Raw genomic sequence first — 19,402 nt, forward strand, 5'->3', positions numbered from 1 at the left:
ACCTCGCTTATCCGGCTGCGTCTTCCTCCGCCTTCCCCCCCCCCCCCCCCCCCCCCCCCCCCCCCCCCCCCCCCCCCCCCCCCCCCCCCCCCCCCCACCGCCCGGATCGCCGGCATCATGGGCGCCAAGCGCACCCCCGAGCTGATCCCGCTCTGCCACCCGCTGGCCGTCTCCGGCGTCACGGTCGACCTCACCGTCGCCGACGACGCCGTCGAGATCACAGCCACGGTCAAGACCACCGACCGCACCGGCGTCGAAATGGAGGCGCTGACCGCGGTCTCCGTCGCCGCCCTCACCGTCATCGACATGGTCAAGGCCGTCGACAAGGCCGCGGTGATCTCCGACATCCGTGTGGAGGAGAAGACCGGCGGCAAGTCCGGCGACTGGAGCCGGTCATGACCTCCGCCCGCGCCCTCGTCGTCACCGCCTCCAACCGCGCCGCGGCCGGCCTGTACGCCGACAAGAGCGGTCCGCTGCTCGCCGAGGGCCTGGCGGCCATGGGCTTCGAGGTCGACGGCCCGCAGGTGGTGCCCGACGGCGACCCGGTCGAAGCCGCCCTGCGCGGCGCCGTCTCCTCCGCCGCGTACGCCGTCATCCTCACCACCGGCGGCACGGGCCTGTCACCCACCGACCGCACCCCCGAGGCCACCCGCCGGGTCCTGGACTACGAGGTCCCCGGCATCCCCGAGGCGATCCGCGCCGCCGGCCGCACGAAGGTCCCCACCGCCGCGCTCTCCCGCGGCCTGGCCGGCGTCGCCGGTACGACCCTGATCGTCAACCTCCCCGGCTCCTCCGGCGGCGTCCGCGACGGCCTCGCCGTCCTCACCGACCTGCTGCCGCACGCCGTCGACCAGATCCGCGGCGGCGACCACCCCAGACCTTCCGGGAGCCCGAGCTGAACGCGCCCTGGCCGGTGATCCTGACGGACGGTGAGGTCACCCTCCGCCCGATAAGGGTGCGCGACCAACGGGCCTGGCGCGAGGTCAACCGCCGCAACCGCGACTGGCTGCGCCCCTGGGAAGCCACCATCCCGCCGCCCCCGCCGGGCCTCGCGCCGCCGAACCGCCCCACGTTCCGTCAGATGGTCCGCCATCTCCGCGGCGAGGCGCACGCCGGTCGGATGCTGCCGTTCGTCGTCGAATACCGCGGCCGGCTCGTCGGCCAGCTGACGGTCGCGGGTATCACCTGGGGCTCCATGTGCTCCGCCCATATCGGCTACTGGGTCGACCAGGAAGTCGCCGGCCGCGGTGTCATCCCGACGGCCGTGGCGCTCGCAGTCGACCACTGCTTCCGGGCCGTGGGCCTGCACCGCATCGAGATCTGCATTCGCCCGGAGAACACCCCCAGCCGCCGGGTGGTCGAAAAGCTCGGGTTCCGCGAAGAAGGCATCCGCCCGCGCTACCTGCACATCGACGGCGCCTGGCGCGACCACGCGGTTTTCGTCCTCACCGCGGAAGAGGTGCCCGAAGGGCTGCTCAACCGCTGGCGGCGAAGGAAACCCCGGACACCCGGCGCACCCCACAAATAAAATAAATGTTCGAATACATTCGCCGAATGACCGGATCGGCGGAGGAGCTGATCTCTACGATCACAAAAAAGTTCGAGATATCAGCCAGATCGTGCGACACACCGGCCCAATTGGCGGATGGCCCCATGCAAACCCCTCTACCGTGTGAGTTGTGAGAAGCAGCGGCCTCATCTACGCAGTCATCGTCGGGGCCTGGGCTGCCTATTTGGTGCCGATGTGGCTCCGTAGGCAGGACGAGCTCAACGAGGCCCGTCCGACCGAGCGTTTCAGCACCGCCATCCGGCTGCTGTCCGGACGCGCGGCCATGCAGCGCCGCTACGACAAGCGGCACGGGGAATACCCCGCCGACGATGAGGGCGAAGCGGACCCGGACGCTCCGGCCGACGAGGCCGCCGCCCGGGCCTTTGGCGACCCCGCTGCGGACCCGGCCGAGGCCGGCCACACCCGGGTGCAGTCCGCTCCTCCGCGCCCCTCCGCCGCCGAGCGGACCAAGCGCGCCAAGGTCCTCGCCCGCCGCCGTCGCACCACCACCATCCTGTTCCTCACCTTCACCGTCGGCGCCATCGTCGCCGCGGTCGGCGGCCTCCCCTTCCTCTGGGCCCCCGCCCTCCCCGCCCTCCTCCTGACCGCGTACATCATTTACCTGCGCGCCCAGGAGCGGCGGCGCTTCACCTTCACCATGGACCGGCGCAAGGCGGAGGCCGCGGCCCAGCGGCTGCGGGAGGGCCGGCGCCGCCCTCCGCAGGCGGCCGACCAGCCGCCCGCCGACGACCTCCCGGCCGAGGCCGGCCCTGACCTCCCGGCCGAGGCCGCCCCGGAACCGCCCCGCCCCGCGACCCCCGCCCACACCGCGGGCCGCCGCGCCCTGGTGGAGGAGACCGACCACGCCGAGTGGGTCGACCAGCAGCGCGAACGCGAGCGCCCCGCCCCCGGCAGCTGGGAGCCGGTCCCGGTCCCCCTCCCCACCTACGTCACCGCCCCGGTCGCCCCGCGCGCCACCAGCCATGTCGACCTGGACGCCGACGACGCCTGGAGCTCCGCCCGCTCCAGCGCCGCCGCCGACCACCCCCACCACGACCCCCAGGCGGACCGCCCCACCCACCCCGGCCGCCGCGCCCGGGGCCGCACCCCCCTCTTCGACCAGTACGAGGACGAGGACCGCCCACGCGCGGCGAACGAGTGACGGCCCTCCGCTGACCAGCACCGGAAGCGATTTCCGAGCACCGCGACCGAGATGCTAGAGTTTCACTCGTCGCAAGGGCCTGTGGCGCAGCTGGTAGCGCACCTCGTTCGCAACGAGGGGGTCAGGGGTTCGAATCCCCTCAGGTCCACAGCACGTCAAAGCCCCCGCCGGGGATATCCGGTGGGGGCTTTTTCGTATGTCGTGCCGGTCCGTGTCGGCGGTGGCCGGGCGCCAACCGCCGCTCGCGGAGCTGCCGCTGCGGTCCCGGCGGGAATCAGAGGGTGAAGAGCCAGAGCATGACGCCGACGGGGGTGAGGGCCGCGGCCAGGCCGGCGGTCAGGCAGACGGCGGCCAGGAGCCTGAACACCTTGGGGCGCTGGGCGCGGCATGCGGCGAAGCATGTGAAGCCGGCGATGGCGAGGCACGGCAGCATGACGAAGACGAAACCGAACGCTGCCACGGGTCCCCCGGCGTGCTCATCCCACCCCTGTGTACAGCAGGAAAGTACAGCACCCACTGGGGTGGGAGAGGCGGCCGCCATCGGGCGGCGGTTGAGTGGCCGGTCGGTCCCCGCTCGGCCTCGGCGACCGGCCGGGTGCGGGCTGAGGGGGACTCAAGGGGAGTGGGGCGGGGGCCTGTCGGCGGTGGGGGCTAGCGGCGGTGGCGGTGAGGGTGCTTGGGGCGGTGGTGAGGGCGGTGATGATGGCTGTGGCTGTGGCTGTGGCTGTGGCTGTGGCTGTGGCTGTGGCTGTGGGTGCGGGTGTGGGTGCGGGTGTGGCCGTGGGCGTGGCCGTGGCCGTGGGTGCGGGCGTGGTGTCTGGGGCGGGTGTGGGGGCGGTGCGGGTGTGAGGTGGGGGTGGGGTGGGTGAGGTGGATGCCGCGTTTGGCCAGGTAGGGGAGGGGGTTGATGTCCGAGCCGTAGTGGCGGCTGGTGCGGACCTCGAAGTGGAGGTGCGGGCCGGTGGCGCGGCCGGTGGCGCCGCTGTAGCCGAGGTGGGTGCGGGCGCGGACCTTCTGGCCGGGGCGGACCGTGATGCGGGAGAGGTGGCCGAAGAGGGTGTAGTGGCCGTCGTTCATCCGGATCGTCACGGCCTTCCCGTAGGCGCCCGACCGTTTGGCGAGCACCACGATGCCGGAGCCCACGGACCTGACCTTGGTCCCGGTGCGGACGGCGAGATCTATGCCCGTGTGGTGACCGGCCTGCCAGCTGCCGCGGACGCCGTAGGGCGAGCTGATGCGGTGGCGGACCTTCGTGGGGTGATCCACGGTGCCGGCCGGGGCGGCGAGGGCCGCCTGGGAGGCCGCCAGGGCGAGGACGCAGCTCGTGGCCGTCGGGGCCATGGCGAGCAGCAGCATTCTGCGCAGCGGGGTGCTTTTGCGGAACGTGGTCATAGTTGCGAGCCCACGCCTGGTGGCGGGCGCGCGCATCCCGGGGCGGGGCACCGGGCCGCCGATTGGGTGGAGGAGCGTCCGCCGGGCGGGTCTTGTTCGGGCGGGTGGTGAGGGATGAGCTCGGGCGGCGGGGCGAGTTCGGGCGGGCGGTGAGGGAGCAGCTCGGGCGGGCGGCGGGTGGGGGCGAGCTCGGACGGTTGGCGGGTGGGGGTGAGCTCGGGCAGGTGGACGGGATGGGGTCGGGCAGGTGGGCGGGGCGAGGTCGGGCCGGTGCCGGCCGGGGCCGGGGGTGGCTCAGCTCGTCGGGTGTGCGGTTTCTGCCAGGTGTTCGACTGCCTTGAGGACCTCGCCGGCGCCGTCCTCGGCGGCGAGACGGTGGGCGGCGGCGCGGGCGTGATCGCGGCGGGCCGGGGCGGCGGTGGCCTGGGTGATGGCCTGGGACAGGCGGGCGACGGCGCGGTCCCCGGACAGCTCCTTGAAGGGGATCGGGGCGGTGGCGACGCCCAGCAAGGCCAGGCGGGCGGCCCAGAAGGGCTGGTCGGCGGTGACCGGGACGGGGATGGTGGGGACTCCGGCGCGTACGCCCGCGGCGGCGGTGCCGGCGCCGCAGTGGTGCACCACCGCGGCCATCCGGGGGAAGAGGAGGGCGTGCGGGACCTCGCCGATGGTGAGGAGGTCGGCGTCCGCGGAGGTGTGCCCGGCGGACAGGCCGGCCCAGCCGGACTGGAGGATGCCGCGGACCTTGGCGCGGCGCAGGGCGGCTGCCGCGAGAGCACTCAGGCGTTCGCCCTCGCCGCCCGCCATGCTGCCGAAGCCGATGAAGACCGGGGGCGGGCCCGCGGCCAGGAAGTCCTCGACTACGGGCGGGAGTCGGTCGTCCGGCGCATGCCAGGGCCACCAGTTGCCCACGACGTCGAGGCCGGGGCGCCAGTCCGTGGGGCGGGGCACCAGGACCTCGCTGAAGCCGTGCAGGACCGGCCGGCCGGCGGTTTCGGCACGGCGGCGGACCGTACGGGGCGTGGCGGGCGGCAGTCCGAGGCGGGCACGCAGCTCACGGGTCGCGTCGGCGTAGAGGCGGTCGACGATGCGGAGGGAGAGCCGGCCGGCGGCGCGGTTGCCCCAGCGGCCCAGTGAGCGGCCGCCGCTGACCACCGGGGCGAAGTCGCCGGTGGGGGCGCCGGGCACGAGGGGCAGGTCCAGGAACGGGATGCCCCGCGCCTCCGCGAGGTGATGGCCGAGCGGTGCGGTGGTGGCGGAGAGCAGGAGCAGGCCGGTGTCCTCGCGGACGGCGTCGGCGAGGCCGCCGCCCAGTTCCTTGATGAAGGCGGATGCCTGGCGCATCAGGGCGCGGTTGCCGCCCGGGCCCGAGGGACGGCCCGGCTCGGCGGTGTCCGCGGTATCAGCGGTGTCCGCCGTGTCCGTGGTGGCGGCGCGGCGGGTGCGGGGGTCGGCCGGCAGCGGGCGGAACTCCAGGCCGGCGGCCCGTACGAGTGCGGCGTAGCTGTCGTGGGTGGCGAGGGCGACCTCGTGGCCGGTCGCGCGGAGCCGGGCGCCCAGGCCGGTGTACGGGGCGATGTCGCCGTACGATCCGGCGGCCGTGATCAGGATCTTTGTCATGGGGCGCTCAGCCTTCTCGGGGTCGGATGGGGGCGGATCGGATCGGGTTGGGTCGGGCCGGGTCGGGCCGGATCGGGTTGGGTCGGGTCTCGCCGGGGGCGGGCGTGGCGGGGAGGGCTGCCGTGGCGGGTATGCCGCGTAAGGCGGACCCGCCGCGCTTGCCGCGCGTGGCCGGCATGGCGATGTGGCGGATGCCTCAGCCCACCCGACCGGCAGCCGCCCGGCGGTTGCCCCCGGGCGGGCAACTGCACGGCACCCCCGTGACCGGCAGTTGCCCGCCCCTTCCCCCCGTACCGGCAGCTGCCCGGCACCCCCGTGACCGGCAGTTGCCCGCCCCTCAGCCCGTACCGGGAGCCCCGCCCCTCGCCCCCCGTACCGGCAGCCGCCCCTCAGCCCCCGTCGCCCGGCGACCGGCGGATCGCGTTGGCGTGTACGGCGGTGCGCAGGTAGGGGGCGAGGCCGGGGCGTTGTTCGGTGGGTGGGACGACCAGGGCGAAGGCGCGGGGGTCGGCGGCGAAGTCGTCGGCGATCCGGGCGTGCATGTCGGTGGGGCACGGGGTGAACCAGCGGGCGATGTGCTGCCGGTGTTCCTCCGCGAGGTCCATGGCGGGGGTGCCGTCCGCCGGCTCCCCGGCGTCGAAGGCGGTGCGGAGCCGCAGGCGCCAGTCGGCGGCCTCGGTCATGATTTTCGCCCAGTCCTCCTTGGAGTGCGCGGCGGCCCGCGCCATCGAGCGCTGATGGCCCTCGCGGTGCTGCCACTTGAGGTGGGCCTGGGTGGCGTAGGTCAGGTCGAAGGTGACCTCGCCGAAGACCTCGAACCGCTCCTCGGGGGTCAGCTCCACGCCGGTCTGCTGGACCTCCATGGCGTGTTCGGCGACCTCGACCAGCCGTCGCAGCTTGGTGATCTGGTCGTTGAGGAGGCGGTGCCGGGCGCGGAGGTGGTCCAGTGCGTTGGCCTGAGGGTCCGCCAGGATGGTGGCGATCTCGTCGAGGGGGAAGCCGAGTTCCCGGTAGAAGAGGATCTGCTGGAGCCGCGCGAGGTCGGCATCGCTGTAGAGGCGGTAGCCGGCGGGGCTGCGGTCGCTGGGGGAGAGCAGACCGGACTTGTCGTAGTGGTGCAGGGTCCGCACCGTGATCCCCGCGAAGCCGGAGACCTGCCCGACCGAGTAGCTCATCGCAGCGCCTTTCGTCCCGTCATGTCCGGTCGGCCCGCCGTCTTCCGGTGGTGAGGTCACCGGTGGCCGGGGCCGTGCCGCGGCTTCAGAGTGGAGCCTGACGTGGCGTGAGGGTCAAGCGGGACGGGGACGGGGACGGGGCGGGTGCCGGGGGCGGCCCGCCCCGTCCGGGGCCGTGCGAGAGGGCGGGCGCCGGGCCCGTCCGGCCGGCTCAGCCGTCCGGATACCGGTCCTGGAGCACCGAGGTCACCAGCGCCTGGACGTCTTCCCGGTCCAGGCCCTCGGCGCGGGCGCGGTCCATCCATGAGCGGAGTTCCTCGCGGAGCAGGGCGTCCGCGGCGGACTGGGGGCGGGCGAGCGTACGGCTGACGAAGGTGCCGAGGCCGGGGCGTGGTTCGACCAGGCCCTCCCGCTCCAGCTCGCGGTAGGCCTTGAGGGTCGTATTGGGGTTGACCTTGGTCGTGGCGGCCACCTGGGCGGCGGTCGGCAGCCGGTCGCCCTCCACCAGGACGCCCAACCGCAGTGCCTGCTGGACCTGTTGGACGATCTGGAGGTAGGTGGCGACACCGCTGCGGCGGTCGATCCGGAACTCGACGACGCTCACCACCTCTCTGCTTCTTCCACCCGTGCCGTCCTGTGGGGCGCCGGGGCCGGGCTGCCCGACCGCTTGATGATCAGGCCGGCCGTCCCGGGTGTCAAAGCGCCTCCCGGGAGGTGCCCCGTCCGCAATTCTCCCGCGGCCGGCCGCCCGTACCGGCCGTCGCGCGGCAGGCCGTTCAGAGCGGCCGCCGGTGTGCCCGCCACACGACGAACGCCAGCACCACGACGGCCAGTGCCAGCAGAATCGCCGCGCCCCGCCACTGCATCCCGGCCATCTGCCCGTAGTCGAAGTACTGGGTCACCCGGTTGACGATGCCCAGCTTGGCCCGGCACGCCTCGGCGTCGCCGTTGACGCAGGTGCCGAAGCCGTAGAGCTTGCCGTCCGCGGTGGACACCCAGTCGTCCATCCGTACGGCGTCGGACGGCAGGCGGGGGCCGCTGTCGGAGCCATACGGGTAGCTGACGCTGCGCAGAGTGCCGAGCCGGGGGCGTACCTGCTCGGCCCAGAGCACGTCGGCGACCACGGCGAGGACGGCGGTGGCCGCCATGGCCGGCACCACCCGCTTGATCAGCATGCCGAGGGCGATACCGCAGGAGGTCAGGAGCAGGGTCATGGCGACGGGGACGGGGCCGGTGCTGTCGAAGGGGCCGCCCGCCAGCCAGTCGCCGGTCGCGATCAGCTCGTGGGCCGGGGTCCACAGCCAGGTGAAGACGGCCGACAGCAGGGTGGCGCACAGCACCGCGACGGCCAGCGGCAGCCCGAGCGTGGCGGCGATCCAGCGGCCGCGGCTCACCGACTGGGTGGTGACCAGCTTGACGGTGCCGTGCTCCTGCTCGCCCCCGATCAGCGGTGCGCCGAGGAAGATGCCGGCGACGACGGGCAGGTACCGCACCAGGGCGATGTCGCTGTCGATCGCCGAGCCGTAGCTGTTCCGGAACGCGTTGACCAGCCGTCCGTCGAGGTCGGGCGTGGTGCCGTGGGTGTGCAGGAAGTCCTGTACGCCGATGCGCTGGTAGGCGAAGGCGGCGCAGCCCACGATGGTGGCCAGCAGGGCCAGGCGCAGGAAGGCGCGGTGCCGGCGCCAGACCAGCCAGGGCAGGCCGTGCAGCAGACCGCGGCGGCCGGTTGCCGTAGCGGCCGGGCCGGACGTGTGGGTCGTGCTCATGCCGCGGCTTCCCCCGCTCCGCCGGTGCCGGCCTCGTCCATGACGAGGGTGGGGGCGTCGGGCGCGCGCAGATAGGCCAGCAGGACCTCCTCCATGCTCGGCGCCAGCACCTCCCAGCTGTCGGAGAGCGGCCCGCCGGTGCGGACCAGGGCGCTGAACTGCCGCCCGGTGACCCGGGATTCGATGACGGTGTGGTGCCGGCGCAGTTCCCCGGGCACCCCGTCGTCCCCCTCGGCGACGCCCGTCACCAGCAGGTGGGCGGGGATCAGGTCCTCGGTCCGGCCGGCCATCCGCAGCCGGCCCTCGGCGAGGACGACGAGGTAGTCACACATGACCTCCATCTCGGAGAGCATGTGGGACGACATCAGGACGGTCGTGCCGTGTTCGGCGGCCTCGGCCATCAGCAGCCCGGACAGCTCGTGCCGGGCGAGCGGGTCGAGGTCGGACATCGGCTCGTCGAGCAGCAGCAGCTCGGGCCGCTTGCCGAAGGCGAGGGCGAAGGCGACGCGGGTGCGCTGGCCGCCCGAGAGGGTGCCGACGCGGGCGCTGAGCGGCACCTTGCCGGACCGCACGATGCGCTCGGCCAGCGCCTGGTCCCAGCGCGGGTTGAGCTCACGGCCCAGCCGCAGCGTCTCGGCCACCGTGAAGCGGGGGTAGAGCGGCTTGTCCTGGGCGAGGAAGGCGACCCGGGACAGCACGGCCGGGTCGGAGACGGGGACGCCGAACAGCTTCAGGGTGCCGGTGGTCGGCTGCACCAGCCGGGTCGCGGTGCCCAGGAAGGTGCTCTTGCCGGCGCCGTTGGGGCCGACGAGGGCGCAGATATGGCCCGCCGGGAGCCGGAAGGAGCAGTCCCGCAGCGCCCAGCCGCGGCGGTACTTCTTCCCCAGTCCTTCGGCCTCGATGGCCCATGGGCTCGGGTCGCTCACCCGGATCCCCCCTTTAGCTAGTTGATTAGTGGAATGAGTATGGGGAGCGGGGCGGAGGCATGTCAACAAAGGGTGGGCGGAGGTGGCGGGGCAGTCCTCCGCCCGCGCCGGACGGAGGGCTGCCCCGGCTGCCTCAGCCCTCGGCCACCAGCGCCTTCGCCATACAGCGGCTGTCCTCATACGTCCGGTACAGACCGAACTTCTCGACCATCGCATAGCCGCTGGAGGCGTACAGCTCCAGTGCCTCCGGCTGCTTGGTCCCGGTCTCCAGCACCATGCGGGAGCGCCCCGCGGCCCGTGCGTCCGCTTCCAGGGCGGCCAGGATCCGCCGGGCCAGCCCCCGTCCGCGCGCCTCCGGGAGCACGAACATCCGCTTGATCTCGGCGTCGCCGACCGCGTACCCCTCCGCCGCGTCCTCCTGCCGCCGCCATCCGCCGGTGGCCAGCGGGCGGGGGCCGTCGTACGCGATCAGATACATGCCGTGCGGCGGGGTGAACATCTCCGGGGTGAGCGGGGTGATGTCGCCGTCGTCGCCGTAGCGCCGGGCGTACTCCTGCTGCACCAGCGCGTCGAGGGCGACCGCGTCGGGGTGGTCATAGCGGACGGGGCGTATCTCCATTCCAGAAAGCGTACGGGCGGGCGGATGGCGGGCGCGACGAGGCGGGGGCCGCGGCCCGCGACGGCCGGGCGCCCGGGGGTATGGGAGCCTGACCCCTGGCCCGAGGCGAAGCGATGGGGCCGGGAAAGGGCTGGGTGAGGGTTTTGTACACCGTGACCTCGGTGAACGTGAACGGGCTGCGCGCCGCGGCCAAGAAGGGCTTCGTCCCGTGGCTGGCGGAGACCGCGGCGGATGTGCTGTGCCTGCAAGAGGTCCGGGCCGAGCCCGCCCAGCTCCCGGACGAGGTGCGCCAGCCCGCGGGCTGGTACACCGTGCACGCCCCGGCGGCCGCCAAGGGCCGGGCCGGTGTCTCGCTCTACACCCGGCGGGAGCCGGACCGTGTCCAGGTCGGCTTCGGCTCGGCGGAATTCGACACCAGCGGTCGCTATGTCGAGGCGGACCTGCCCGGTGTGACCGTCGCCAGCCTCTATCTCCCCTCCGGGGAGGTCGGCACGGAGCGGCAGGACGAGAAGGAACGCTTCCTGGCGGAGTTCCTGCCGTACCTCGTCGGGCTGCGCAAGCGGGCCGCGGCGGACGGCCGTGAGGTGGTGGTCTGCGGTGACTGGAACATCGCGCACCAGGAGGCCGACCTGAAGAACTGGAAGGCCAACCGGAAGAAGGCCGGTTTCCTCCCGGAGGAGCGCGCCTGGCTGACCGACGTCCTGGACGAGACCCGCGGCGGCTACGTGGACGTCGTCCGCGCCCTGCACCCGGACACCGAGGGCCCGTACTCGTGGTGGTCGTACCGCGGCCGCGCCTTCGACAACGACGCGGGCTGGCGGATCGACTACGCCATGGCCACTCCGGGGCTCGCCGCGCGTGCGGTGAAGGCGTATGTGGAGCGGGCGGCCAGCCATGACCAGCGGTGGTCCGACCATGCGCCGGTGACGGTGGTCTTCGAACGGTAGGGAGCCGTCGCGAGGGCCCCGGGGCAGGGGCCTCGGTCTCCCTGCCGTCGTGCCTAATTGCCCGGGGGCTTGTTGTGCCTCCCTCTCAGGTGTTCCGCCAGCTTGCCGAGAGCGTCACGGACGGCCTCCGAGGAACTCGCGCTGAAGACGGAGCCGATCACGGCAATGGCGGCCGAGGCGAAGGTGGCAATGGCGGAGAAGTATTCGAACCCAGTCACGGTGACACCTCCAATTCGCACAGATACGTGGTCCACCCGGTGCTGACCAAGGTGGCGCCGAGCAGCACCAGGGACTGCCGTCCCAGCGCGACCTGGTCCACTCCCGACGTTTCGGTGCCCGCCGCCAGGAAAGTCACGAGTGTCAGCACGACGATGTTGAACACGCTCCACAGCTTGAGGGCTCTCGGCATCTTTCCCTCGGTGCGCATCATCGCCTGACCAATGGCCGTGGCGGTTAATCCCATACAGACGATGTAGAGGTCCGCCCGGCTGGCCAGCTCGTACAGTCCCGGATTCTGGTGTCCCTTTTGGGTGAGCCCCTGAAGGAACTTGGCGACGGTCGGGAGTACCGCGAAGATGACGGCGAAGACGAACCACAGGCCGAGTTTCTCCAGCGCTTTGTGACGGGCCGCTTTGAGGGCCGCGGGGTCGGCTGCCGGGGCCCCGGAGCCGTTCCACAGGCCGCCGCCGAGCGCGGGTGCGTTGCCTATCGTCCCGCCCGTGCCGGCCGGCGCGCCGTCTCCTGGTGGGGGTGTTGGTGCATCGGCCATTCACGGCCCCCTCGATGTCTCCCGGCTCATGGCGATCCGAGCCGTGCCGCGTCGGTGCCTGTCCACGTTTACACCAACTCGGCCCGGACCGGGGCGGTTTCGGCAGGAGTCCCCGGCCGCCGCGGCAGCAAAACGGCCCGCCGGAGATTCCGGCGGGCCGTCATGCTGGGGGGTGGCGTGACCGCTGGGTCAGGAGACGCGCGAGAACTTCACGTAGCCACCGTTGTCGGGACGCTCGAAGATGCCGCGGAAGGCCCAGTTGATGTAGCCGCCGTCGCCCTGGTTCGTGAACTCGCCGTCCTCGAAGACCCAGATGCCGTAGACGACACCGTCATAGGTGGCGGTGCCGAACGACTGCACACCGTTGAAGTGGTCCTCGTACGGCTGGCTCAGGTTGTGGACCATGACGTTGTACTTGCCGCCGGCCGCGTAGAACGCCGACTCCATGAAGCTCTTGACGAAGCCCTCACGGTTCTGCGCGGTCTTGATCGACGCCTCGATCTTGTTGGCGATGCCGAGAACGTCAACGTTCATGTTGAGGTTCGCGTTGGCACCGACGCTGACCGGCGACTCGCCGGCCGCGGCGGCGGGGGCCGCGGGCGCCGCCGAGGCGGTCGCCGGGAAGGCGACGGCCGTGCCGGCCAGCGCGGCGCACAGGGCCGCCGTGGCAAGGCTCTTCTTCACGAGGTTCTTCTTGGACATGGTTCTCCTCCATGGGTACGGATGCATGCCTCTCCGGCCCCCGGTGCGGGTGGGGGGGACCGGAGAGGTGGCCCGGACGGCCGCGGGGGAAAGCGGCGGTCACCGGCACGGAAGCGATGTTTCAGGGCGGCGCTCATGATCCGCTCACATCGTGATCACGGTCTTCGCCGATAGCCCGCTTTTTTCATTGACATTCCGTCAATTCGCTGACGGTGTCCACATAGTGAGAGCGGCCGAGGCAAACGGAACCCTAGGTTCCCATCCGCGGTCTTTCTGGAAAAAGAGGCGATTTGCCGTGCCTGCATCGGCGGCGTGAAATCGAGGTCACCATGGTTCAGTTGCGGCTACTAGGGCCGGTTGAAATCGAAGTGAACAATGGGCGAATGCTGAGCCTCGGAACGGGCCGCCTGCGTACCGTGGCCGCGATTCTGATCAGCGAGGTCAATCAGGTGATCACGGTCGGCAGAATGATCGACCTGGCCTGGGACGCCGACCCGCCGGCCAGGGCGAGGGGCGTGGTCCACAACCATGTGCACCGGTTGCGGCGGCTGTTGGTCGGTCAGGCCGAGATCGCCACCCGCGGCCAGGGGTATGTGCTGCTCGCCGATCCGTGTGCGGTGGACGTCAACCGGTTCCGGTATCTGGTGTCGGGGGCCCGCGAGGCCGAGCCGCGGACCGCCGTCGCGAAGCTGCGTCAGGCGCTCGGGCTGTGGCGGGGCGAGGCGCTGGCGGATGTGCCCGGTGAACGGGTGCGGCGGGCCCTGGGCGCCGGGCTGACCCAGGCGAGGGTGGCGGCGCTCCAGGAGCTCGGCGCCAAGCTGCTGCTGCTCGGCCGGTACGGGGAGCTGATCACGGAGCTGATGGCCTGGCTCGCGGAGCATCCGCTGCACGAGGAGCTGACCGCGCTGCTGATGCGCGCGCTGCAGGCGAGCGGCAGACAGGCCGAGGCCCTCGATCACTACCACCGCACCCGGCGGCATCTGAAGGACCAGTTGGGCATCGACCCCGGCCCGGCCCTCCGGGAGACCTATCTGGCGGTGCTGGACGGGAAGCCCGCGAGCGCCCCGCCGTACGCCGGTCGCGCGTCGGCCGGACCGGGTCCCGGTTCCGGACCGCGTCCGGGCTCCGGCCCCGGCCCGGGCTCCGGCCCCCGTCCGCGCTCCGGCCCGGGGCCCGGCCCCGCCGTCCCGTACGGCTCCGGCTACCCCTCGTCCCCGCCCCCGGCCGTGGCCCAACTCCCGCCCCGTATAGCCGACTTCTGCGGCCGGGTGCGGGAGACCGTCGCGCTGGACCAGCAGCTGGACCGGCTGCCGCGGCCCGACTGTGTGGTGCTCACGGGCGCCGGAGGGACCGGCAAGACCACGCTGGCGGTGCACTGGGCGCACTCCCACAAGGACGAGTTCCCCGACGGGCAGCTCTTCGCCGATCTGCGGGGCTTCGAGCGTCCCCCGATGCGGCCGGCCACCGTACTGGCCATGTTCCTGCGGGCGTTGGGGGTGCCGGAGGCGAGGATCCCCGAACCCCTGGCGGAGCGCTCGGCGCTGTACCGCTCGCTGCTGGCCGGCCGGCGGTTGCTCGTCGTGCTGGACAACGCCGGCACGGCCGAGCAGGCGCGCCCGCTGCTGCCCGCGACACCGGGCTGTCTGGCGGTGGTGACCAGCCGGCGGCGGCTGAGCGGGCTGGTGGTCCGCGACGGGGCGGCCCTGCTCACGGTCGGGCCGTTCGCCGCGGAGGACGCCCTGGAGCTGCTGGGCAACGCGCTGGGCCGGTCCCGCGTCGCGGCGGACCGGGACGCCGCGAGGGCGCTCGTCGAGCGGTGCGACCGACTGCCGCTGGCGCTGCGGATCGCCGCGGCCCGGCTGATGGCGCACCCCGACTGGTCGCTGGGGCACTGGACGGCGAAGCTGGCCGATGAGCGGCGCCGGCTCCAGGAGCTGTCCGCGCACGATGCCGATCTGGCGGTGGAGACCAGCCTCTATCTCAGCTATCGCGCGCTGTCGAGCGGGGCCGCCCGGCTGTTCCGCCTGCTCGGGCTGCACCCCGGCCCGGACGTGGACGCGCCCACCGCCGCGGCGCTGGCCGGCCGCGATCCGGACCGCACCCACCGCCACCTCGCCGAACTGGGCGACGCGCACCTGGTCGAGGAGCAGGCGCAGGGGTCCTACGTACGGACCGATCTGGTGCGCATCTATGCCGAGCAGCTCGTCGCGGTCGAGGAGACACCGACCGAGCGGGACCTGGCCCGGCAGCGGCTGCGCGACCACACGGCGCGCTACGGGCCGGGGCGGTACTGAGCAGTGGCCGCCCGGCGGCCCGCGCTCACTGCTCCTCCCGCCCCTCCTCGCGCCGCCACTGCGCCAGCTCGGCCCGGACCCGGCGGTCCATGGCCATGGAGAGCTCGGCCTCGACCACGCCCTTGGACAGGGGGCGGAGCTTTTCGATGGTCTCGCCGATGTGGTCGACCTCCTCGGGGCCGACGTCCTCGCACGCCGCGATGCGGCGCAGGACGTCGGAGAGGAGGTGGGTGCGGATGAGGTCGGTGAAGACATCGGCGAGGGCGTCGGCGTGGGCGCGCACCTGGCGGCCGGCTTCCAGGACGGCGGCCAGCGGGATGCCCTGGTGGACGAGTTCGGTGGAGGCGTCCAGGAGGCGGCGGCTGATGTGGACGAACTCGTCGCCGTCGACGCCGAGATAGCCGAGGTCCAGGGACGTGCTGAGGTTCTCGGCGGTGATGTCCTCGCTGAAGTGGTCGGCGAGTTCCTCGGGGGTGAGGCGGACCGGGGTCTCCTCGGACCAGGGCGGGACCAGGGGGTTCTCCAGGCCGAGGAGTTCGCCCACATCGCGGCCGTTGTCGAAGGCCGAGAGGAGCTCGGCGATGCCGCCGAGGGTGTGGCCGCGCTCCAGGAGGGCGCCGATGGTGCGCAGCCGGGCGAGATGGTGCTCGTTGTACCAGGCGATCCGGCCCTCGCGGCGCGGCGGCGGGATGAGCTTGCGCTCGCGGTAGAAGCGCAGCGTACGGACCGTGATGCCGGCTTCCTCGGCCAGGTCGGCCATGCGCAGTTCGCGCGCGGCGGGGTGGCCTGCGGGCTGGGTCCGCTCGTCCTGGGGGTTCTCGTTCGCTGCCACGGACTCAGCCTATGCCGGGGGTGTGACGCGGGTCCGGCGTACGACCGGCGTACGACCGGCGGTAACTTCCTGCCGCCCGCCCCCTACCGCTCGGTACATGGCTGCCCTACGCTCCCATTGCGCCAGTGATTGCTGGCGCAGTTGGGCGGGCGGCTGTGACGCCGAAGGTCATGGCACCGAAGATGCAGGGAAGAACGTCGAACTCGGGAGGCAGCGGGATGGCCGAGCGCGAGCGCAGGCATGTGCGGGTTGCGGTGATCGGATCGGGCTTCGGTGGTCTGGGGGCGGCGGTCCGGCTGCGGCGCCAGGGGATCACCGACTTCGTGGTCCTGGAGCGGGCCGACGCGGTGGGCGGCACCTGGCGGGACAACAGCTATCCGGGGTGTGCGTGCGATGTGCCCTCGCACCTGTACTCCTTCTCCTTCGCGCCCAACCCGGAGTGGCCGCGCAACTTCTCCGGGCAGCCGCATATCCGCGCGTACCTGGAGCGGGTCACCGACACCTTCGGGCTGCGCCCGCACCTTCGCTTTAACTCGGAGGTGCGCGCCCTGCGGTGGAACGGGGACGCGCTGCACTGGGAGCTGGAGACGGCGAGCGGGCCGCTGACCGCCGATGTGGTGGTGTCGGCGACCGGACCGCTGTCGGACCCCAAGGTGCCCGATATCCCGGGGCTGGACACCTTCCCCGGCAAGGTCTCGCACTCCGCCCGTTGGGACCACGACTACGACCTGCGCGGCAAGCGCGTCGCCATGATCGGTACGGGCGCCTCGGCGATCCAGATCGTGCCCGCCGTCCAGCCGGAGGTGGAGCGCCTCACGCTCTTCCAGCGCACCCCGCCCTGGGTGCTGCCGCGCGCCGACCGCAGGATCAGCGCGGCCGAGAAATGGCTGCACACCAAGGTCCCGGCCACCCGGGCCGCGCGCCGCGGGCTGCTGTGGGGCCTGCGGGAAATGCAGGTCAGCGCCTTCACCAAGCGCCCCAATGAGCTGGGTCTGATCGAGTTCCTGGCCCGGAACCATATGAAGAAGGCCGTCAAGGACCCGGCGCTGCGGGCCGCGCTGACCCCCGACTACCGGATCGGCTGCAAGCGCATCCTGCTCTCCAACACCTACTACCCGGCCCTGGCGCAGCCGAATGTGGACCTGGTCGCCGCGGGGCTCACGGAGGTCCGGGGCAGCACCCTCGTCGGATCCGACGGGAGCGAGGTGGAGGCCGATGCGATCGTCTTCGGCACCGGCTTCCATGTGACCGATATGCCGATCGCGCAGCGGGTCACGGGTGCCCACGGGACGACGCTGGCCGAGGAGTGGAAGGACGGCATGGAGGCGCTGCGCGGTGCCAGCGCGGCCGGCTTCCCCAACTTCCTCACCCTCATCGGGCCCAACACCGGCCTCGGGAACAGCTCGATGATCCTGATGATCGAGGCGCAGCTGAACTACCTGGCCGACTTCATGCGCCAGCTGGACGTCCTCGGCGGGAAGATCGCGCTCGACGCCCGGCCGTCCGCCGTCCGGGACTGGAACCGCAAGGTCCAGCAGCGGATGACCCGCACGGTGTGGAACACCGGCGGCTGCGACAGCTGGTATCTGGACGCCAACGGCCGCAACACCACCGTCTGGCCGGGCACCACCGGGGAGTTCAAGAAGGTCACCCGGCAGGTCGACCTCGCGGAGTACGAGGTGCTGCGGCCCCCGAAAGCCGCGGGCAGGAGCACCGGCGAGCGTGCGGAGGTGGCCGCATGAGCCGCCGGCCCGCCCATGTCACCAGCGGCCCGTACGCCCCGCCGGTGCCGCGCACGACCCGGACCGTCACCTCGGCCGACGGCGCCCGGCTGTACGCCGAGATCCACGGCCCCGAGTCCGCCCCCGCCGTCGTCCTCGCGCACGGCTGGACCTGCTCGACCGCCTTCTGGGCCGCGGTCGTCCGTGAGCTGGCCACCGACCACAAGGTCGTCGTCTACGACCAGCGCGGCCACGGCCGCAGCCCCGCCGCCGGCCCGGCGGGCCACAGCACCCATGCCCTCGCCGACGACCTGGTCGCCGTACTGGAGGCGACCCTGGAGACGGGCGAACGCGCCGTGCTGGGCGGCCACTCCATGGGCGGTATGACGATCATGGCCGCCGCCGAGCGGCCCCAGCTGCGCGAGCGGGCCGCGGCCGCGCTGCTGTGCAGCACCGGCAGCGCCGATCTGCCCGCCGAATCACGGGTGTTCCCGCTGCGCAGCCCGCAGGGCCGCCGGCGCGCGCACCGGCTGATGCTGCGCTCGCGGGCCCCGCTCGGCCCCGTGTCACCGCTCACCCGGCGGGCACTGCGGTACGCCACGATGGGGCCGGGCGCCACCGCCGAGCAGATCGAGGCCTGTGCCCGCATCGTGCACGGCTGCCCGACCGCGGTACGGGCCCGCTGGGGCACGGTGCTCGACGGCCTCGAACTGACCGGTGGCGCCGCCCGGCTGGAGCTGCCGACCGCGGTCCTCACGGGCACCGCCGACCGGCTCACCCCGCCGGTGCAGGCCCGCCGGCTGGCCTCCGTCCTGCCCGACTTCCGCGGGCTGACCGAGCTGCCGGGCCTGGGGCACATGACGCCGGTCGAGGACCCCGGAGCGGTCGCCGGGCGGCTGCGCGCACTCGTACAGGACCATCTGCGCAGCGCCGGCACGGCGGCGGCCGCGACCACCGAAGTCCCCGACGGCACCCGGCAGAAGAAGGAGAAGACGGTATGAGCGCGAGCAGGAGTCTGGCCGGGCAGGTCGTGGTGGTGACCGGTGCGGCGCGCGGGGTCGGTGCGCTGCTGGCCCGCAAGCTGTCGGCGCGCGGGGCGACGCTGGCGCTGGTCGGTCTGGAGCCGGACGAGCTGCGCGGGGTGGCGGCCGGGCTGCACGGCCCGGCGCACCACTGGCACGCCGATGTCACCGACCACGAGGCGATGGCCCGGGTGGCCGGCGAGGTCAAGGACCGCTTCGGAAAGGTCGATGTGGTCGTCGCCAACGCCGGGGTGGCGACCGGCGGCCCGTTCGACGGCTCCGACCCGGTCGCCTGGAAGCGGGTCATCGAGGTCAACCTCATCGGGGGCGCGGTCACCGGACGGGCCTTCCTGCCCCTCCTGACGGCGTCCCGCGGCTACTTCCTCCAGATCGCCTCGCTGGCCGCGATCACCCCGGCGCCCATGATGACCGCGTACTGCGCGTCCAAGTCGGGTGTCGAGGCCTTCGCGCACAGCCTGCGCGCCGAGGTCGGCCACCGCGGCGTACGGGTCGGCGTCGGCTATCTGAGCTGGACGGACACCGACATGGTGCGGGGCGCCGACCAGGACGACCTCATGCGCGAGCTGCGCTCCCGGCTGCCCTGGCCGTCGAACAAGACCTATCCGCTGGGCCCCGCCGTCGACCGGATCGTCGCGGGCATCGAGCGCCGCTCGGCGCATGTCTACGGGCAGTGGTGGCTGCGCGGGATGCAGTCGGTCCGGGGATATCTGCCCGCGCTCATCGGGACGGTGGGCCAGCGGGAGATGCGGCGCTTCGGGGACCGGCTGGAGGGGTTGCGGGTCGGTCTGCTGGGGGCCGGCGGCGTGGCCGACGAGAAGGCGCGGGCGGACCGGTGAGCGGCCGCCGATGAGCGGCGGTCCTCACGGAGCGTAGTCAACTATGATCGAA

At 72.9% G+C, this 19,402-nt stretch carries 20 protein-coding genes, 1 tRNA gene and 1 pseudogene; 10 read left to right on the forward strand and 12 right to left on the reverse strand.

What is annotated here, in order from left to right; genetic code table 11:
- Positions 1-96: 96 nt before the first annotated feature.
- The 5 genes and pseudogenes from moaC to ACZ4XD_RS10460 all read left to right on the forward strand — a co-directional run.
- Positions 97-399: pseudogene (gene moaC / locus ACZ4XD_RS10440) on the forward strand (cyclic pyranopterin monophosphate synthase MoaC); the annotation flags it as partial.
- On the forward strand, positions 396-899 hold the full coding sequence (locus ACZ4XD_RS10445; RefSeq protein ID WP_468040256.1) for a MogA/MoaB family molybdenum cofactor biosynthesis protein: 504 nt from the start codon (positions 396-398) through the stop codon (positions 897-899). The pseudogene moaC and the gene ACZ4XD_RS10445, both read left to right, overlap by 4 nt.
- A 14-nt stretch (positions 900-913) precedes the next feature.
- Complete coding sequence (locus ACZ4XD_RS10450; protein WP_468040258.1) at positions 914-1,528, forward strand: GNAT family N-acetyltransferase; 615 nt, start codon at positions 914-916, stop codon at positions 1,526-1,528.
- A 151-nt stretch (positions 1,529-1,679) separates the two neighbouring features.
- Entirely contained in the window at positions 1,680-2,711 is a 1,032-nt protein-coding gene (gene sepX / locus ACZ4XD_RS10455) for a divisome protein SepX/GlpR (RefSeq protein WP_468040260.1), read from the forward strand.
- A gap of 75 nt (positions 2,712-2,786) precedes the next feature.
- A tRNA-Ala gene (locus tag ACZ4XD_RS10460) sits at positions 2,787-2,859 on the forward strand.
- Positions 2,860-2,985: 126 nt separating this feature from the next.
- Here ACZ4XD_RS10460 and ACZ4XD_RS10465 read toward each other — a convergent pair.
- The 8 genes from ACZ4XD_RS10465 to ACZ4XD_RS10500 form a co-directional block, all read right to left on the reverse strand.
- Positions 2,986-3,171 (reverse strand): hypothetical protein, encoded by a 186-nt coding sequence (locus ACZ4XD_RS10465; RefSeq protein ID WP_468040262.1) that lies wholly within the window; start codon positions 3,169-3,171, stop codon positions 2,986-2,988.
- A gap of 191 nt (positions 3,172-3,362) precedes the next feature.
- Positions 3,363-4,103 (reverse strand): M23 family metallopeptidase, encoded by a 741-nt coding sequence (locus ACZ4XD_RS10470; protein ID WP_468040264.1) that lies wholly within the window; start codon positions 4,101-4,103, stop codon positions 3,363-3,365.
- A gap of 294 nt (positions 4,104-4,397) precedes the next feature.
- The gene (locus ACZ4XD_RS10475) at positions 4,398-5,720 is read right to left on the reverse strand and encodes a glycosyltransferase (protein WP_468040266.1); all 1,323 of its coding nucleotides are present in this window, start codon (positions 5,718-5,720) and stop codon (positions 4,398-4,400) included.
- Positions 5,721-6,109: 389 nt separating this feature from the next.
- Positions 6,110-6,895 carry a MerR family transcriptional regulator gene (locus ACZ4XD_RS10480; protein WP_468040268.1) on the reverse strand — a complete coding sequence of 262 codons (786 nt, stop codon included), beginning with the start codon at positions 6,893-6,895 and terminating at the stop codon, positions 6,110-6,112.
- A 211-nt stretch (positions 6,896-7,106) separates the two neighbouring features.
- Entirely contained in the window at positions 7,107-7,502 is a 396-nt protein-coding gene (locus ACZ4XD_RS10485; RefSeq protein ID WP_468040270.1) for a GntR family transcriptional regulator, read from the reverse strand.
- Positions 7,503-7,671: 169 nt separating this feature from the next.
- Positions 7,672-8,661 carry an ABC transporter permease subunit gene (locus ACZ4XD_RS10490; RefSeq protein ID WP_468040272.1) on the reverse strand — a complete coding sequence of 330 codons (990 nt, stop codon included), beginning with the start codon at positions 8,659-8,661 and terminating at the stop codon, positions 7,672-7,674.
- Positions 8,658-9,587: an ABC transporter ATP-binding protein gene (locus ACZ4XD_RS10495; protein WP_468040274.1), complete on the reverse strand. Its 930-nt coding sequence runs from the start codon at positions 9,585-9,587 to the stop codon at positions 8,658-8,660. Before ACZ4XD_RS10495 ends, ACZ4XD_RS10490 begins: the two co-directional genes overlap by 4 nt.
- Positions 9,588-9,720: 133 nt before the next feature.
- Positions 9,721-10,206: a GNAT family N-acetyltransferase gene (locus ACZ4XD_RS10500; RefSeq protein ID WP_468040276.1), complete on the reverse strand. Its 486-nt coding sequence runs from the start codon at positions 10,204-10,206 to the stop codon at positions 9,721-9,723.
- A gap of 143 nt (positions 10,207-10,349) precedes the next feature.
- Between ACZ4XD_RS10500 and ACZ4XD_RS10505 the strand changes: the two genes are divergently transcribed.
- The gene (locus tag ACZ4XD_RS10505) at positions 10,350-11,153 is read left to right on the forward strand and encodes an exodeoxyribonuclease III (RefSeq protein WP_468040278.1); all 804 of its coding nucleotides are present in this window, start codon (positions 10,350-10,352) and stop codon (positions 11,151-11,153) included.
- Positions 11,154-11,206: 53 nt separating this feature from the next.
- Here ACZ4XD_RS10505 and ACZ4XD_RS10510 read toward each other — a convergent pair whose 3' ends face one another.
- The 3 genes from ACZ4XD_RS10510 to ACZ4XD_RS10520 form a co-directional block, all read right to left on the reverse strand.
- On the reverse strand, positions 11,207-11,371 hold the full coding sequence (locus tag ACZ4XD_RS10510; protein WP_468040280.1) for a hypothetical protein: 165 nt from the start codon (positions 11,369-11,371) through the stop codon (positions 11,207-11,209).
- Positions 11,368-11,922, reverse strand: coding sequence for a hypothetical protein (locus tag ACZ4XD_RS10515; protein ID WP_468040282.1), 555 nt, complete (start codon positions 11,920-11,922; stop codon positions 11,368-11,370). The genes ACZ4XD_RS10510 and ACZ4XD_RS10515 overlap by 4 nt, the downstream gene beginning before the upstream one ends.
- Before the next feature lie 189 nt (positions 11,923-12,111).
- Positions 12,112-12,624, reverse strand: a complete 513-nt coding sequence (locus ACZ4XD_RS10520) for a stress protein (protein WP_468040284.1) — start codon at positions 12,622-12,624, stop codon at positions 12,112-12,114.
- A gap of 383 nt (positions 12,625-13,007) precedes the next feature.
- Between ACZ4XD_RS10520 and ACZ4XD_RS10525 the strand changes: the two genes are divergently transcribed.
- On the forward strand, positions 13,008-14,918 hold the full coding sequence (locus ACZ4XD_RS10525) for an AfsR/SARP family transcriptional regulator (RefSeq protein ID WP_468040286.1): 1,911 nt from the start codon (positions 13,008-13,010) through the stop codon (positions 14,916-14,918).
- Positions 14,919-14,943: 25 nt separating this feature from the next.
- Here the strand turns inward: ACZ4XD_RS10525 and ACZ4XD_RS10530 are convergent, their stop codons facing one another.
- A complete protein-coding gene (locus ACZ4XD_RS10530; protein WP_468040288.1) occupies positions 14,944-15,750 on the reverse strand; it encodes a MerR family transcriptional regulator in 807 nt (268 codons plus the stop codon).
- A 218-nt stretch (positions 15,751-15,968) separates the two neighbouring features.
- On the opposite strand from ACZ4XD_RS10530, the gene ACZ4XD_RS10535 reads away from it, so the two are divergent.
- Genes ACZ4XD_RS10535 through ACZ4XD_RS10545 form a run of 3 tightly spaced genes read left to right on the forward strand, consistent with a single transcriptional unit; the run spans position 15,969 to position 19,350 of the window.
- A complete protein-coding gene (locus ACZ4XD_RS10535; protein ID WP_468040290.1) occupies positions 15,969-17,492 on the forward strand; it encodes a flavin-containing monooxygenase in 1,524 nt (507 codons plus the stop codon).
- The gene (locus ACZ4XD_RS10540; protein ID WP_468040292.1) at positions 17,489-18,472 is read left to right on the forward strand and encodes an alpha/beta fold hydrolase; all 984 of its coding nucleotides are present in this window, start codon (positions 17,489-17,491) and stop codon (positions 18,470-18,472) included. Before ACZ4XD_RS10535 ends, ACZ4XD_RS10540 begins: the two co-directional genes overlap by 4 nt.
- Positions 18,469-19,350: an SDR family oxidoreductase gene (locus tag ACZ4XD_RS10545; RefSeq protein WP_468040294.1), complete on the forward strand. Its 882-nt coding sequence runs from the start codon at positions 18,469-18,471 to the stop codon at positions 19,348-19,350. The genes ACZ4XD_RS10540 and ACZ4XD_RS10545 overlap by 4 nt, the downstream gene beginning before the upstream one ends.
- Positions 19,351-19,402: the final 52 nt, after the last annotated feature.

It is taken from the genome of Streptomyces sp. NPDC029466, from assembly GCF_055574515.1.